General features: G+C 60.5%; 9 protein-coding genes. 4 read left to right on the top strand and 5 right to left on the bottom strand.

The window, feature by feature from the left end:
• Window positions 1-46: 46 nt before the first annotated feature.
• The 3 genes from CYJ10_RS16590 to CYJ10_RS33790 all read left to right on the top strand — a co-directional run bounded on the left by CYJ10_RS16590 (window position 47) and on the right by CYJ10_RS33790 (window position 3,077).
• Window positions 47-1,432: an FAD-binding oxidoreductase gene (locus CYJ10_RS16590; RefSeq protein ID WP_101682590.1), complete on the top strand. Its 1,386-nt coding sequence runs from the start codon at window positions 47-49 to the stop codon at window positions 1,430-1,432.
• Between the two features lie 220 nt (window positions 1,433-1,652).
• Window positions 1,653-2,006, top strand: coding sequence for a hypothetical protein (locus tag CYJ10_RS16585; protein ID WP_101682589.1), 354 nt, complete (start codon window positions 1,653-1,655; stop codon window positions 2,004-2,006).
• Between the two features lie 798 nt (window positions 2,007-2,804).
• Entirely contained in the window at window positions 2,805-3,077 is a 273-nt protein-coding gene (locus tag CYJ10_RS33790) for a hypothetical protein (protein ID WP_146002058.1), read from the top strand.
• Window positions 3,078-3,664: 587 nt separating this feature from the next.
• Here the strand turns inward: CYJ10_RS33790 and rpoD are convergent.
• The 4 genes from rpoD to CYJ10_RS33785 form a co-directional block, all read right to left on the bottom strand.
• Window positions 3,665-5,629, bottom strand: coding sequence for an RNA polymerase sigma factor RpoD (gene rpoD, locus CYJ10_RS16575; protein WP_101682587.1), 1,965 nt, complete (start codon window positions 5,627-5,629; stop codon window positions 3,665-3,667).
• Window positions 5,630-6,253: 624 nt separating this feature from the next.
• Window positions 6,254-7,018, bottom strand: a complete 765-nt coding sequence (locus tag CYJ10_RS16570) for a bestrophin-like domain (protein WP_101682709.1) — start codon at window positions 7,016-7,018, stop codon at window positions 6,254-6,256.
• 155 nt (window positions 7,019-7,173) lie between these two features.
• Entirely contained in the window at window positions 7,174-11,496 is a 4,323-nt protein-coding gene (locus tag CYJ10_RS16565; RefSeq protein WP_180862960.1) for an ATP-binding protein, read from the bottom strand.
• Window positions 11,497-11,537: 41 nt separating this feature from the next.
• Entirely contained in the window at window positions 11,538-11,858 is a 321-nt protein-coding gene (locus tag CYJ10_RS33785; RefSeq protein WP_146002057.1) for a hypothetical protein, read from the bottom strand.
• Between the two features lie 333 nt (window positions 11,859-12,191).
• Between CYJ10_RS33785 and aspT the strand changes: the two genes are divergently transcribed.
• On the top strand, window positions 12,192-13,892 hold the full coding sequence (gene aspT / locus CYJ10_RS16555; RefSeq protein ID WP_101682584.1) for an aspartate-alanine antiporter: 1,701 nt from the start codon (window positions 12,192-12,194) through the stop codon (window positions 13,890-13,892).
• A gap of 184 nt (window positions 13,893-14,076) precedes the next feature.
• On the opposite strand, the gene CYJ10_RS16550 is transcribed toward aspT, so the two are convergent.
• Window positions 14,077-14,571 carry a polyhydroxyalkanoate granule-associated phasin gene (locus CYJ10_RS16550; protein WP_257993368.1) on the bottom strand — a complete coding sequence of 165 codons (495 nt, stop codon included), beginning with the start codon at window positions 14,569-14,571 and terminating at the stop codon, window positions 14,077-14,079.
• Window positions 14,572-15,029: the final 458 nt, after the last annotated feature.

Here is a 15,029-nt window from a genome sequence, read left to right as displayed (position 1 = left end):
GCCGAGGTTGCTAAAACTCCTGCATACAGCCGGACAGGAGGCAACCATGGAAGCTTCGTTGAGCGAACCCGTCGCAACCGCACTGAAAGTGCATTTTCGGGGACAACTGATTCAGCCGGGCGACGCGGCTTACGATCAGGCACGTGCCGTGTACAACGGAATGATCGACAAGCGCCCCGCGATCATCGCGCGCTGCGTCGATGTTTCGGACGTCGTCGCGGCGGTGAACGCCGCACGCGACGGCGGGATGCTGCTGGCCGTGCGTGGGGGAGCGCACAATGGGGCCGGGCTCGGCACATGCGACGGCGGACTGGTAATCGACCTGTCGCCCATGAAGAGTGTGTTTGTCGATGCCCAGCGTAAGACGCTGCGGGTTGGCGGTGGCTGCACCTGGGGCGATGTGGACCACGCTGCCAGTGCCTATGGGATGACGACACCGAGTGGCTTCATCTCGACCACTGGCGTGGGCGGACTGACCCTCGGCGGCGGCATCGGCTACCTCAGCCGCGCCTACGGCCTGACGATCGACAATCTGCTCAGTGCCGAGGTTGTGCTGGCGGACGGGCGCATCGTTACCGCGAGCGAAGACCAAAACGCCGATCTGTTCTGGGCGTTGCGAGGCGGCGGTGGCAACTTCGGCGTGGTGACGTCGTTTGAGTTCAAGGCGCATCCCGTTTCCACCGTCTATGGCGGACCGATGCTTTGGCCGATGGAGCAGGCACGCGAGCTGATGAAATGGTGGCGGGACTTCATCCTGAGCGCGCCGCAGGACATCAATGGCTGGTTTGGTTTCGTCACAGTACCGCCCGCAGCGCCCTTCCCGGATGAAGTCCACCTGCAGAAGATGTGCGCCGTCGTGTGGTGCTACACCGGCCCACTCGATCAGGCCGAAACGCATTTCCGTCCAATTCGCGAGGCCATGCCGTCAGCTGTGGACTTTGCCGGGCCAATCCCCTGGCCAGCCTTACAGAGCCTGTTCGATGGGCTGTATCCGGCGGGCTTGCAGTGGTACTGGAAAGCTGACTTTGTCAGCGACCTAAGCGACCAGGCCATTGATCTGCACATCAAGTACGGGCAGCAATTGCCTTCGATGCACTCGACCATGCATCTGTATCCGATCAATGGCGCAGCGCATCGCGCCGGATGCGACGAAACGGCCTTCAGCTACCGCGATGCCAACTTTGCCAGCGTGATTGTCGGCGTAGATCCCGATCCAGCCAACAATGATCGCATCGTGCAGTGGGCGAAGGACTACTGGTTGGCGCTGCATCCGCACTCTGCTGGCGGTGGCTACATCAACATGATGATGGATGAGGGCAATGACAACGTGAAGGCGTCCTATCGCGACAACTATGGGCGACTGGCGGAGATCAAGCGCAAATACGATCCGGCCAACTTGTTCCGCGTAAATCAGAACATCAGAGCGGCCTGACTTAACACGCTAGCAACACGGGGTATCGGTACCCGTTATCCCCTGATCCAGAAGTTCGGCGCGATGCTGCGGCCACGATGGGATGGCAGCCAGCGCGCGCCTGCGCAAACGGCTTGCACGGCAGAGGCGATCTCGTGCGATTCGTGCCGTTCAGAAGCTGATCGCCTGCACGAGGAAGGTCGTCGCGGCAACGCCGTCGACACCCCTGTTGGAGATTGCAATGCTTAAGATTCTTGCCAAGACCCTGCTTGCCGCTGTCGTATTTGCCCCCGGGCTCAGCCAGACTGCCCACGCCGGTGCATTTGCTGACGCGCTGATCGTTGGCGCTTCGGGACACAACGGTCAGCGCGACGTCTTTAGCGACGGTGCGCATCGCCCGATCACCGACGCCACCATGTTGCCCGTGGTCGCGCAACAGGGCCGTTCTGTGTGCGCGGTCCGTGGCTTTGATCCGTACCGAGACGGGCTGCGCAAGCCCGATCCTTACACGGATGGCGGTCGCATCAGCTCGCGCGATGGCTTCACCGACGGCGCGCGCAGCGATGTGCGAGACACCGCGGAATGCTTGTCCTGAGCCGGGCCGGGCAGGGCGAAGGGGCGATTTGACCAGGTCGCCTCCTTGGTCAGATGCAGGGCTCGTTGCAGATTAGCGAGTCCAGGCCCGCTGCGATTGCTGAACGCCCGTTCCTGCGGTCGCTGTGGAAGGGGCCTTTTCATCGGGGCATTGCACAACGATTCGGTAGGGAAAAGGAAAGGAAAGTGCGCGCGCCGAGTTTCCAGCTAAGCCTCGTCCCACTCGCCCCGAGGTAACAGGACTAGGCTACGCGTCTTATCTGCCGATGTGTGGAACTGGCGAATCAGCGGAGGGCTGTCGACATTCAGCGTGGGCGTCGTAAAGGGGATAGAACCGTCGGTCATGCGCGCCACAAACCGACGATCGCAAACGGCTGGTCACCGGGCCGTCTCTATGGACTTCGCTCCCGAATGGCTATTCAGGCACATCGGAGAGAGATGCCGCTGTGCATCTCGTGGCAATACTCAGCAAGCCGCCGGCGGGCATTAGCAAGGCAAAAAAGAACCCGCCATGCGGCGGGTTGGTAGAACAGAACTAGACGGGTGGCGCGGGGCTAACCCGTCCGTGGAATGACTATATCGAACGACGACCTGTGTCGGAATCATCCAAACGGACTGTGATGACGTAACTCAAATGAGTGACTGTCTGGTCGTTGGAATTTGCCGATGTACGAATCGGTAGCCATTCGGACGAAATTTGAACGTTTGCATCACGGTATGATGCGAAGAAACTGCGGAGCTCGCGTCGAGCGCGGACTGAGTACCGCTGTTGCACAACGGACCATTGCGGGAGACAAAAATGAGAGACGCCGTCCGATGGACGTCCCAATGTCATCGCGGTATGTTTGTGCATGCCTTCGCTTTCAAGCTCGCGCCAGAACCTGCTGGCTCCGCGCCCGGACCGAAATGGAGTTATATCGTTGGCATCGGCCGGGGTCGATTTCCATCAGCGGAGATGGATTACGGTGGCGGCGATCGCGAAAAGTATGATTACTTCACGCGAGAAGCGGCGGAACAGGCCGCTCTGGACTTCGGCAGACGCGTCGTTGACGTGATGATGGATCTGCAATGACAGATTCTTCAGCCGCTTGAACCCAGTGGCTTGCCTACTGCAACCACCATCGTTCTCTAAATGGCCGATGAGGAAGACAGCGTGAATGGCATGGATGCGACGCAACATGGCGAGAGACAAGCCCCGGCTGGCGACGCAACACTGCAATCGCTGGCGCATCAGGCGCTGTCGCCAGCTCAGTCGACGGCTGCCGCATGGACTCGGCCGGCTTGCGACGAGGATGATAGCTATTCTCATCCATCGTGACGTCGAAGTTGGCCTCGGCCGACTGCTTGGCCACCACCACGGCTCAGCGCACGACTAAGCGAAACCGCTATGCTCGACGAAGACCAATGGAAGGCGAGAGTGATGGCTACCCAAACCATCCTGTGCCCGCGCTGTGAGTCGACACGTATTACGTACGGCGCCTGCGCAGTGGGGCCAACAACCATTCACCAGGAATATGTCTGCGAGGCGTGTCAACACGCCTTTTCTGGCCTGTTCGCGCTTGTGACGTATTACGAGGACTTTCCGCGCTAGTGGCTTCTACGAAAAATATCGCGACGGTGCGTCACCGCGCTACATGCGCTTGAGGTTCTTGCCCTTGCTCAGCGATCGAGAAACAGTCGCAAGGTGGCTGAGCGACTGGGATGCTTGAGCTTGCGCATGGCGATGGCCTCAATTTGTCGGATCCGTTCGCGCGTGACGCCAATTTTCTTGCCCACTTCTTCCAGCGTATGCGCAGAGGGCATATCAATTCCGAATCGCATCTGAATCACTTGGGCCTCGCGCGGCGATAATTCTTTAAGTGCGGCGTCGATTTCCGCACGCAAATCCGCGTGGATTGCGACCTCGGACGGCGAATGCAAGGACACGTCCTCGATCATGTCGCCCAGCGTTGTGTCGGCTTCGTCTCCCACAGGTGTCTCGAGCGAGATGGGCTGCTTTGCGAACCCAAGTATGTCGCGCACTTTCTGCTCGGACATCTCCATGCGTTGGGCGAGCATGATGGTATCCGCCTTCGTTCCAGTCTGCTGCAAGATTTCATGCGACAGTCGGTTCAGCTTGTTGATCGCGACGGACATGTGGACGGGGACCCGAATTGTCCGGCCCTGATCGGCAAGCGCGCGAGTGACAGCCTGCCGGACCCACCAGGTGGCATAAGTCGAGAACTTCCAGCCGCGGCGGTATTCATACTTGTCCACCGCCTTCATCAGGCCAATATTGCCTTCCTGGATCAGATCCAGGAACTGCATGCCGCGGTTCATGTATTTCTTGGCAATCGAAATCACGAGGCGGAGATTCGCCTCGATCATGGCCTGCTTGGCCTCGCGCATTTTCGATTCCGCGGCGCCCATCTGGCGGTTAATCTGTTTGAGTTGAAGGAGCGACAGCGCAGCCTTTTTCTCAATATCGATGAGTCTGCGCTGGCTGATCTGGATGGCAGGTAGATGCCGCTCGAGCGCCGCACCATATTGCTGCGAAGCGCCGGCAGCAAGTGTGGTCCATGCCAGGTCAGTTTCGTAGCCCGGGAATGATTTGATAAATGCCTCTCGCGGCATGTCGCAACGTTCGACAGCAATTTCCAGGATGCTGCGCTCGATCGCACGGACCTCGGTCACCTGTTCGTGCACGCTGGCACACAGGCGATCGATGGTCTTGGCCGTGAAACGGATTGGCGCGAGTTCGCGCTGGATCTCTGCACGCGTGCGAGTGATCCCTTCAGTACTGGCCGTCTCCGTCGTGGGTATGTCCGGTAAACGCTGGAATAGCGCACGCACGCGCTCGAAAATCACGAGACTGTCAGCAGTCAGTTGCGCCAAGCGGGCAGCGGTTGCTTTCTCCGTGTCAACGGCAGTCTCCGTTTCATTGCTGTCCTTGTCATCCGAATCCTCGTCTGAAGCTTCAATGTCCGGTTCGACCTTCATTGCCTCAGCATCTGGCGAGACTTCGTTTTCTTCGAGGTCATCGGTGATGCCATCGACCAGTTCGTCGATGCACAGGTCGCCGGTAACGATGCGGTCCACGTCGGCAAGAATGATGGATACGACTGAAGGGCATGCGGCGATCGCCTGAATCATGTCCTGCAGACCGCTTTCTATGCGTTTAGCGATCTCGACTTCGCCGGCGCGGGTCAGAAGTGTCCTTGCACCCATCTCCCGCATGTACATGCGCAACGGGTCAGTCGTGCGGCCGAACTCGGAGTCAACGGTTGAGAGCGCGGCTTCGACCTCTTCGTTGGCGTGGTCGTCGGATGCCACAGTTTGCCGGTTGTCATTCAACAGCAAGCTTTCGGCGTCCGGCGCTTGTTCGTAGACCGACACCCCCATATCGTTGAACGTACTGACGATGGTCTCGATCGCCGCCGTCTGTGCAAAGTTGCCAGGCAGGTGATCGTTGATGTCGGCGTGGGTGAGGTAGCCACGTTCTCGGCCAAGCGCAATCAGCGCACGCATCTGGCGCTGTCGCTCCGCGTCCTGGCGTGCAACGGCGGCATGGTCCAGCGGCGTCGAAGCGGACTGGACCTTGACTTTCGACTTGCGTCGGCCTGACCTGGCGATAACTTCGTTCATGGGGATGCTGAGTCGTTGCCAGCCGAATTGGTCTGTACACTTTCCTCGACCTTCACTTGCGGCGACGAATGGCGACGAATCATAGGCACTCTGTGGAAGGATGGGGGAGCCCACGCGGTGTTTAGTGTGGGGCGAGCAGAGCAAGAGGGGATTGCCCTGCCGAATGAGGCGTTTTGCTCGAGCAACCAGCCAGCCCCCGTATTTGTCAGCCAGAATGGCCACACGCCGTGTGGGCGGATATCCTCACATTTGCTGCCGGCGACGCCTCAAGCTCACTTTTAATCTGTCAGGCCTCAGTCGCGTCAAAGCGAGACTTCGTTCAATAGGGCGTGTTTGCTCTGTGAGTGTATGCAGTCACTGTAGCACGCTTGCGGACGTAGCCCACTTTTCTGGGACGATCTCACGTTTTCTGTCCAAACGGGATGTCCATTCACGTCAATCGAAAACCGCCATTTGGTCAAGGCATAGACGTGTTGCTACGGCACGAGCACACAATGCAAAAGGCTTACGGAAGCGTTCGGCCGGTGCACTGAATTTTAATGTCTTGCGTGGGCGTTCCAAAAATCGTCTCGTTGTGGCGTCGGGCTTGGCTTGCGAGTAATCGGACGACTCGGTTTTATTTTGCTATCGCCGTAACGAAGCCTCCAAACTCATCAGATTTTGCGGAACCACGCGGATCACGCCGCCACGCGGGCTATCGATATCCGCGATCAACGCTAGCGACAGGGAGACGGTGACCGGCAGGATGCACAGCAAGAACGCCTTCGACGTTTCCGTGCGCGCGCCATAGCCCTGCATCAGGGTACTGAAGAAAGCAATAATGAGCATCAAGCACCAGGCGGCCACCGGAATCCTGTTCAGCCAGGCGGCTTCGGCGTAGCCCTGCGAGTTGATGACGTCGTTCATGCCGGCCACCACGAGGGCGGTAATGGGGTTGGGCTTATCACGCGCATGGGCGCGCATGATGGCCCACATCTCGTCCTCGAGCCGGGCGGTTGCCGTCGCGATCTCGCTCAGTTTCTCGCGATCGCGTGTGCGGTAGAAGAGCAGGCGTTGGTCGAGATACCGGACCAGCAACCCCTTTACCTTGTCGGCGTCCGCGCCCTCAACAAGATCCGCGCGCAGGTATTCGGTGCCAATGGCGTTGGCTTCTTCCTCTTCGAGGTTCTTGCGCTGGTCGTATCGCCCAACGGCCATGGATAACGTGAATCCGATCAGCAGTGCTAGAAGCGTCAGAGTTGCTCCCTGGATGATGTTGAAATCGTCACGGCCCTCGCTGCGAATTGGCCGGAATCGGCGTAGCACCAGTGCGCCGATGGCGGTTGCCACGGTCAGCAGAACGAGAAGTAGGACGAAGAGAACGGCGGGATGACGGATGATCTGGTCCATGGTGGCGAGCATACGGCGTCAGGTGCGCCCGCAAATTGCGGTCAGCACTTCATCATGGAGATCTTCCGGCGTGGCGAGAAGTTAAAGATTTCTCGACCGATATAAAAATCTCCGACAATCACTCGCCACCCACGCTTCACATGTCTGATACCGTCTTAGGCAGCGCGCGACGCGGAAAGCGCACGCTGGAGCGCCTCAGGGTTGACCGGTTTGACCAGATGCTCGTCAAAACCAGCGTCTCGTGTACGTCGATAGTCTTCCGGCTGACCGTAACCGGTGATCGCGACAAGATAAACACCTTGCAGTCGGGGCATTTTCCGTAGCGTCTGAGCAAGTTCGTAGCCATCCATGCCCGGCAACCCGATATCTAGCAGCACCACTTCCGGAAGAAATGTCGCGGCACATCGAATGGCTTCCTCAGCGTCGTAGGCGACCTCCAGCGTATGGCCCTGCAGCGCCAATAGAGTCGACAGTGAGTCTGCCGCATCCCTGTTATCGTCGACCACCATCACGCGTCGCGTGTGAACGACGTCGGCGTCGGCATCTCGCTTCGGACTGGGAGGTGGCGAGACGCGCGGCAGTCTGATCTCGAATGCGGAACCGTGGCCCACGCCCGCACTGTGGGCAGCAATCATGCCACCGTGCATTTCCACGAGCCGCTTGACCACTGCGAGCCCGATTCCCAGGCCACCCTGGGCACGGTCGAGCGTGCGTTCGCTCTGGACAAACAAGTCGAAGACATGCGCCAGCAAATCGGGCGCGATGCCGGAGCCGTTGTCGGTGACGCCGATGACCACGTTCGCCCCCTCCGGCCGCGTCCAGATGTGTATCGTTCCGCCCGGGTCTGTGTACTTGACGGCGTTGGCGAGAATGTTGGACACGCATTGCACCAGGCGCGCCATATCTCCATCGACATACAGGCGTTCGCCGCCACTGGTGGATTCGACGGTGAGCGTGTGCCGCAACTGGCGCAGGCGTGGCTCGACGGTTTCAACGCTCTGCGCGACGACGACTGCAACATCAAGCGGCTCTCGCTGCAAGGTGATGTGGCCCTGAGTGATACGGGAAACGTCGAGCAGGTCATCAACGAGGCGGGTCAGTTGGGCCGTCTGTCGCTTGATCATGTCGATCAGACGCGTCTCGGTACTACCCGCCAGCGTGCGGGCAAGTAGTTCGCTGGCATTAGTGATCGGCGCGAGCGGATTTCGAAGCTCGTGAGCCAGCATCGCCAGGAACTCGTCTTTCTGACGGTTGGCAATCCGCAAGGCCTCCGTCACTTGAGCGCGCTCCTCGCTTTGTTGGTACCGCGCGATAATGAGGGCCGCCGAATGTGCGAGCCGGGCGGCTAACTCACGTTCACGGTGATCTGGCTCACGCGATGCCGTGGGATAGATGGTGAAAGCGCCGACCACCTTTCCGCTCGACGTTTCAATGGGGAAGGACCAGGAAGATCGCACTTCGTGGGGGGCAGCCGCTGGCTCGGTTGCGAATACCGGCCGGCCTTGATACGCCGCGAGTCCACATGCAGGCGCGTCGGCCGAAATGCGATACCGCGCGGCATCGCTGGGGACATCCTGGGATGTGCCGACGACCTGCCGCAGCTCGGTCTGCTCCGCATTGGCGAGATAGAATGCACACCCGGCCCCGCCATCTACCTGAGCGGTGACGACGCGCGATAGGATGCCAAGCGAAACCGTGAGCGGGGCATCGTCCACGGCTGTTCGAAACGCCTCCTTCTGCGCTGTCAACCACGAAGCGGTATCTTTCAGGACGACCTCCACCCGCTTTCTCTCGGTCATGTCGACCGCCATCCCGAACCATTCGACGATCTCGCCGTGCTTGTCGAGCACGGGAATTGCACGGGAAAGCGTCCAACCCGTCGAGCCATCGACGCGTCGAACGTGGTGCTCCAGTTCGAAAGGGCTCTTGTCGCGGATGGCGGCGTTAATATGGGCCAGCACGTCGTCGCGATCTTCGGGTGGTACGTAATAGTCGAGCCATGTCGCACTGACGTTGTCCGTGCTGGTCACAAAATCCTTGCCTTCCAGAAAGCGCATTTCGCTCCAGTCGGCATTCATCGCGTAGACTGCATCCGAGGATGCGTTGATGAGCGCACGGAAGCGTTCATCGCTTCTGCGGCGCAACGCCCTGAGTTCGAGCAGCGAGTCCATGCGCGCGATCAGCTCGCGAGCGGAAAATGGTTTCACCATGTAGTCGTCCGCGCCGGACTGCAGCCCTTCGACGCGCGCCTCCTCGCCCGCGCGTGCGGACAGCAGAATCACAGGCACATCGAGCAGTTGCTCGTCGGCGCGCATGGCCCGGACAAGCCCGATGCCATCGAGGCGGGGCATCATGATGTCAGCGACGACAAGATCGGGCAGCTCCCGCGTGGCGGCTTCGAGTGCGGTCACGCCATTCTCGGCGACCTCGACGGAAAAACTGCTGGCGAGTAGCTTCTGGAGGTAGGCTCGCATGTCGGCGTTATCGTCCGCGACCAACACGCGTGGCTTGTCGGTTTGCTGGTACCTTGGGGCGTCGACTACCGGCACGGCGTCCGGCAGGATACCGGCAGGACTCGTCGCGGTGTTGGACTGGCCCCCGGGTATCCAGCGCAGCGCCTCTTCCACAAAAACCCCTGCGTTGATTGTCGCAAATCTGGTCTGGCTGTCCGAATCCGCACGTCCGTCACCGACAAGCGCCGCGCGGATGGGTATGCGGACCGTGATCGTCGTGCCAACACCGAGCGTACTGGTCGCGCTTATCTCGCCGCCGTGAAGCCGCACCAGTTCCTGTACCAGTGACAGGCCAATGCCCGTGCCTTCCTGACTGCGACCGCGCGTGCCCTCGACGCGATGAAATCGCTCGAAGATATGGGGAAGCTCGTTCTCGGGGATGCCAGACCCCGTGTCCCGGATTTCCAGGATGACGTACGCGTCCTCCGATGCATACAGGCGCACGCTTATCTCGCCGTGAAGCGTATACTTGAACGCGTTGGAAAGCAGGTTGAGAACAATCTTTTCCCACATTTGCCGATCGACCTGGGCGGGCTTGGCGATTGGCGCGCAATCGACCCGGTAGGCCAATCCGCCCCGTTCGATGAGGGAGCGGAACGTACTGGCGAGGTCCTGCGTCAACGCCGTCAGATCGGTAGGTTCAAACGTCGCCTGAGCACGGCCAGCCTCGATGCGGGAGAAGTCGAGGAGCGTATTGACGAGGCGCAGTAGTCTGAGTGCATTGCGATGCGCCAGGGCAAGCTGCGCACGCACAGCCTCCGGCAGGGTGGCATCAGTGGAAACGTCTGCTAACGGCCCGAGCAGAAGGGTCAAGGGCGTGCGAAACTCGTGGCTGACGTTGGAGAAGAAAACAGTCTTGGCGCGGTCGATCGTGGCCAGGGCCTCCGCCCGATTGCGCTCCTCCTCGAGTGCGCGGGCGCCGCGAATGGCGGCGACAACCTGAGATGCCGTCAGGTCAAAGAAGGTCCGATAGTCAGCGTTAAGAACACGGTGAGGGCTCAGGCCGCACACCAGTGCGCCCAACATCCGGGATTGATCCGAGGTGGCCAGTGGCAGCACGATAGCGGAGCGAACGGGCTCATTCCATGGGCTACGCGCGAGCAGCGCGTCGTCTGGCATCCACTGAGGGATCACAAGGACGTCCCGGTCGGCAACAAGACGCTTCAACTGCCATGGATCCTGTCCTTGGGCATTTCCAGGTGTAGCGGTTGCGGGTGGCAGTTCCGCAAGCGCGGATTCACCCAGACCTGTACTGGCCACCAAGCGCGCAGCATTGTCATGGCCATCGAACAAATAGAGTAGGGCGAAGGGGACGTCCCAGGGATTCTTCTTGAGCACGGCGATCGCGCTGACGCCAGCTTGCTCCGCGGTCTGGAGATCCGCAGGACTGTGCGCCCCAAGCTCGCGCAGTGTGCGGATTTGCCGATTCGCGAACACCTGCTCGGATATTTCTTCCACCGTGGCCAGTACGCCTCCAATGCCCGATTCGACGGTTTCGTCGGGAACTGGGCTATAGGCAAGACGAAAATGCGTCTCCTCATGCGGCACCGAGCGGTCGATGAGCACGGCAATATCGTCGCTGACAGAGGCTGGGCCACCCCGGAAGGGCCGTTCGGCCATTGGTCCCAGGATGTGAAACACTTCGCTCCAGCAATCGCGAAAAGGCTGGCCCATGGCCCGGGGGTGCTTGTCGCCCAGCACAGGCCGGTAGGCATCGTTATAGATCTGAACGAAATCGGCGCCCCACCAAAGCAGCATCGGCGAATGATTGTGCAAGACCAGCGACGCCGCTGATCGCAGCGCTTGCGACCAGCCATCGACCGGTCCAATTGACGTTCTGCCCCAGTCGAGCGCGCGAGCCAGCGCGCATGCCTCGCCAGCTCCCTTTAGGCAGGATGGCACCGCAATCGACTGGTTTTCGCCGGGATGTTCGGCCGCGAAGGCAGCTTGGGTTGAAGACGTCAAGTACATGCTCCTTCGGATTCGTGCTGCCGATGCGTGCTGCCTTATGTCCCTGGCTCAGGAACGGAATGGTTTCGCAGCATGTCATCGAGGGCGCGTGCGGGGGCTGCCGCGCCGGACGGCGCGGCCGGAAAGAACTCTACTATGCCATCGAGGTCGAGGGCGCAGAATCCGTATTGCGTCAATTGGGTCAGTAGCTGTGTCGCTTGCAAGCCGAGCATAGCCATATGCTCGGTAAGCTCGCCTTGGACATTGGACTCGGGCGGACCGAGCCAATGGCGCACCGCTGGCGGGCAATCGATGAGATCTTTGTTGGCGGGTACGATTAGCGCGCGGTTTCCCTTGCGGAACAGGAAAACGTTCATGGTAGTAGCGATACGCGAAGATGGCCCCGGGGCAGTGAACTCACGAGCGGACCGCGAGACGGTGCCTGGAAGGCTGAGTCCTGCTGCGGTGCTCCGATTTTGAAAATAGGAAATTTCTCGCCACGGTCAAGTAGCTTATTGTCCACTTATGGGGCGTTTAAGCATTTTCAGACGAACACTGACGTGCGGTGGGCATAGAAGAACGTTGCGTTCCCTGTCGCCCATCCGGATGGGACCTCTCCGGACTCCAACCCGCTTTCCTGAAATTGCACATCGCGCAATGTTTGTGCTCTACTTTGCGCACCGGCCCTGAGCCATGCGACGGAGTTCCCGATGAGCACAGCGTTCGACTGGTTCCTGCAGGTCCTTCATAAGCATCCAGAGGTCACCTTCTTCCTGGTGTTGGGTCTGGGGTACGCGCTGGGAAAGCTCAAGATCGGTACCTTTACGCTCGGCGCGGTCACCGGCACGCTGCTCGCGGGGGTCTTGGTCGGCCAGTTCGGGCTCAAGATCTCTGGAGAAGTGAAGCAGTGCTTCTTCTTGCTCTTCCTGTTTTCCATCGGATTCCGCACTGGTCCGCAGTTCTTTCGCGGCTTGCGTAGCGACGGCCTGCAACAGGCGCTCCTGGCCGCCATCGTGGCCACGACCGGTCTCGTGGTGGCGTTCTTTGTGAGCAAGCTTTTCGGCTACCAGGCCGGCACCGCGGCCGGTGTGGTAGCCGGGTCGCTGACCGAGTCGGCCACCATCGGCACTGCGAGCGATGCCATCTCGAGGCTGGCGCTATCCGACGCCGATCGACAACTCCTGACCAACCAGATCCCTGTTGCCTTTGCTGTCACCTATCTGGTGGGCGTGATCGGTGCTGCGTGGATTCTTAGTCAACTCGCCCCGAAGCTCCTTGGCGTGGACTTGCCTGCGGTATGCCGTGAGCTTGAAGACAAGATGCAAGGCAACACCCCACAGGGCATTCCCGGGCGGCGGGAGTTCGAGTTTCGGGCATACGCCATCAAGGAGGGTTCGCCGCTGGTGGGTGCATCGATAGCCGAATTGGAAGCGGCCATGGGCGAGGAGCGACTTTTCTTTGGGCGTGTGCGCCGCGACGGCGTCGTGACGAACGCCACGCCCGACACCGTGCTGCGCGCGGGGGATGCCGTGGGGGTAACTGCGCGGCGCACCCTGTTGGTGGAGCGCATGGAAGGCCCAGGTTCCGGTGTGCGCGAGATAGATGATCGCGAGTTGCTGGACGTGGAGGCGGAAACCCTGGATGTGGTGATCACATCCAAGGCCATTGATGGCCGTCGGCTTGGTGACTTGGCGCACGAGCAGGGGGCGCGGGGCGTATTCGTGCTGCGCGTTACCCGGGCGGGCACGCCGGTGCTGGTCTCCCCCGAGACCGTGCTCAATCGTGGCGATGTCGTGACGCTCGTGGGCAGTGTATCCAACGTGGACGCCGTCGTCGAAGCGCTCGGTGTGCCCGACCGCGCCACCAATGCGACAGACATGGTCCTGGTTTCGCTGGGCATTGTGGTCGGTGCGCTCGTCGGCGTCCCGGCGCTGGTCGTTGGCGGCGTCGAAATTGGCCTGTCACTGAGCGTCGGAGTACTTCTGGGCGGGCTGGTGTGTGGATGGCTGCGATCCGTGCAACCGCGCCTGTTCGGTCGTATTCCGGGGCCCACCCTGTGGGTCTTCGAATCCATCGGGTTGACCGGTTTCGTCGCCATCGTGGGACTAAACGCCGGGCCGGACTTCGTGAAAGGTCTGCAGTCGAGTGGGCTTTCGCTTCTGCTGGCAGGTGTGCTGACTGTGAGCATTCCAATGCTGGTAGGCGTACTCGTTGGGCACAAACTATTGAAGATGCACCCGGGCGTCATGCTTGGGGTGTGCGCCGGGGCTTCGACCGCGACGCCAGCATTGGCCGCGGTGCAGGAGGCGGCGAAGAGCGCGGTACCGACATTGGGCTATGGTGTGGCCTATGCCGTAGGGAATGTACTGTTAGCGCTTTGGGGGACGGTCATCGTGGCGCTGGTGGCCTGACGGGCTGCCCCGTGTACACCGGGCATAGCGGAGGGTCTGTGGCCCAAGCGCCCGAATATTGCTAGGGTGCCGCGCAGGCAGGATATGTCCGAACGATGGTCAGATCAACGAATCGGCGTGCCGACCCCAGGGATTTGAGTCTTCGCGGTGGATCATCATCGCTGCGCTGCGGCCTTGCTCGCACTCATTGGATGGCCAGCCGCTTTGCATTAGCCATCGCGCGACCGTGAATCGGTGCGAGGATCTCCTGCATCAGCCGGGTTGAAAGTCTGGTGAGTTGTAGCGCATTGACAGGATTCTGAGCCGCCAACGTCCAAAGCGCGGCTTGATGTTCAAGCGCTTGCGAGGGGGAGCGGCTGGATGCCAGCATCGCAGCCGCAGCAGATGTGGCCAAGAGGTGCTCGCTCGTGTCGCTTGCCAGGGTGGCGGTCAGGGCAAGCCATCCTGACGTCATCGCGAGGAGGGATTCGGTTGCCGCTTCCCCTTTTTCAATGCCCATAAGGCTGAACTCGTGCTGATCGCGTGCCGTGGGCGCTGGGCCTGCCATCGCCATACGGTGGGTGCGGTGGCTGACAACACATATTGTTGCCCGGAACAGGTCGAGCATGTCGCAAAGGAGGCTCGCCGAATCCGTCGAAGCGTCGTCAACATGTCGGGCGATTTGAGAGGTGGAGCGCATATCGGGAAATCCTAGGCGTGAGCGTGCATGGAGTTGCATCAGGGCAGGAACTCGCAAATGTGCCCGGATGCCGCTCTACGGAAGGGGGCGCCGATGTAATAAGCACCTCTGTGAAGCGGAGGTCCAGCATAGGTCCAATCATGCTGCGATGCAACAAATTATCTATGGGGCGGTCCGCCGTCCGCGACTTTGGCAGCGGCGAACTTGTGCCGGGTAATCTGGAAACAGGCGAGAAAGGGGTGCAGGATAGGGGACCAAGAGTGCAGCGAAAGGGGCTTGAGATTTACGCAACGGTGGGTCCGCCCCCAAATTCAGCGGCTTCGCCGGTGAGGCCCCCAAACTCGGCCCGCGGCCTACCACAATCGAGCTTGACGGCCCGACGCCCACGGCGTCGGGCCGTCTTTGTCACCAATGGGGGCGACCTGAAAAATCCCCTGTGGCCATCGGGCAACCCATGC

This window comes from Cupriavidus pauculus (genome assembly GCF_002858765.1).
In the GTDB taxonomy this organism is placed as follows: domain Bacteria; phylum Pseudomonadota; class Gammaproteobacteria; order Burkholderiales; family Burkholderiaceae; genus Cupriavidus; species Cupriavidus pauculus_B.
This window is presented reverse-complemented; position numbering and strand designations above follow the sequence as displayed.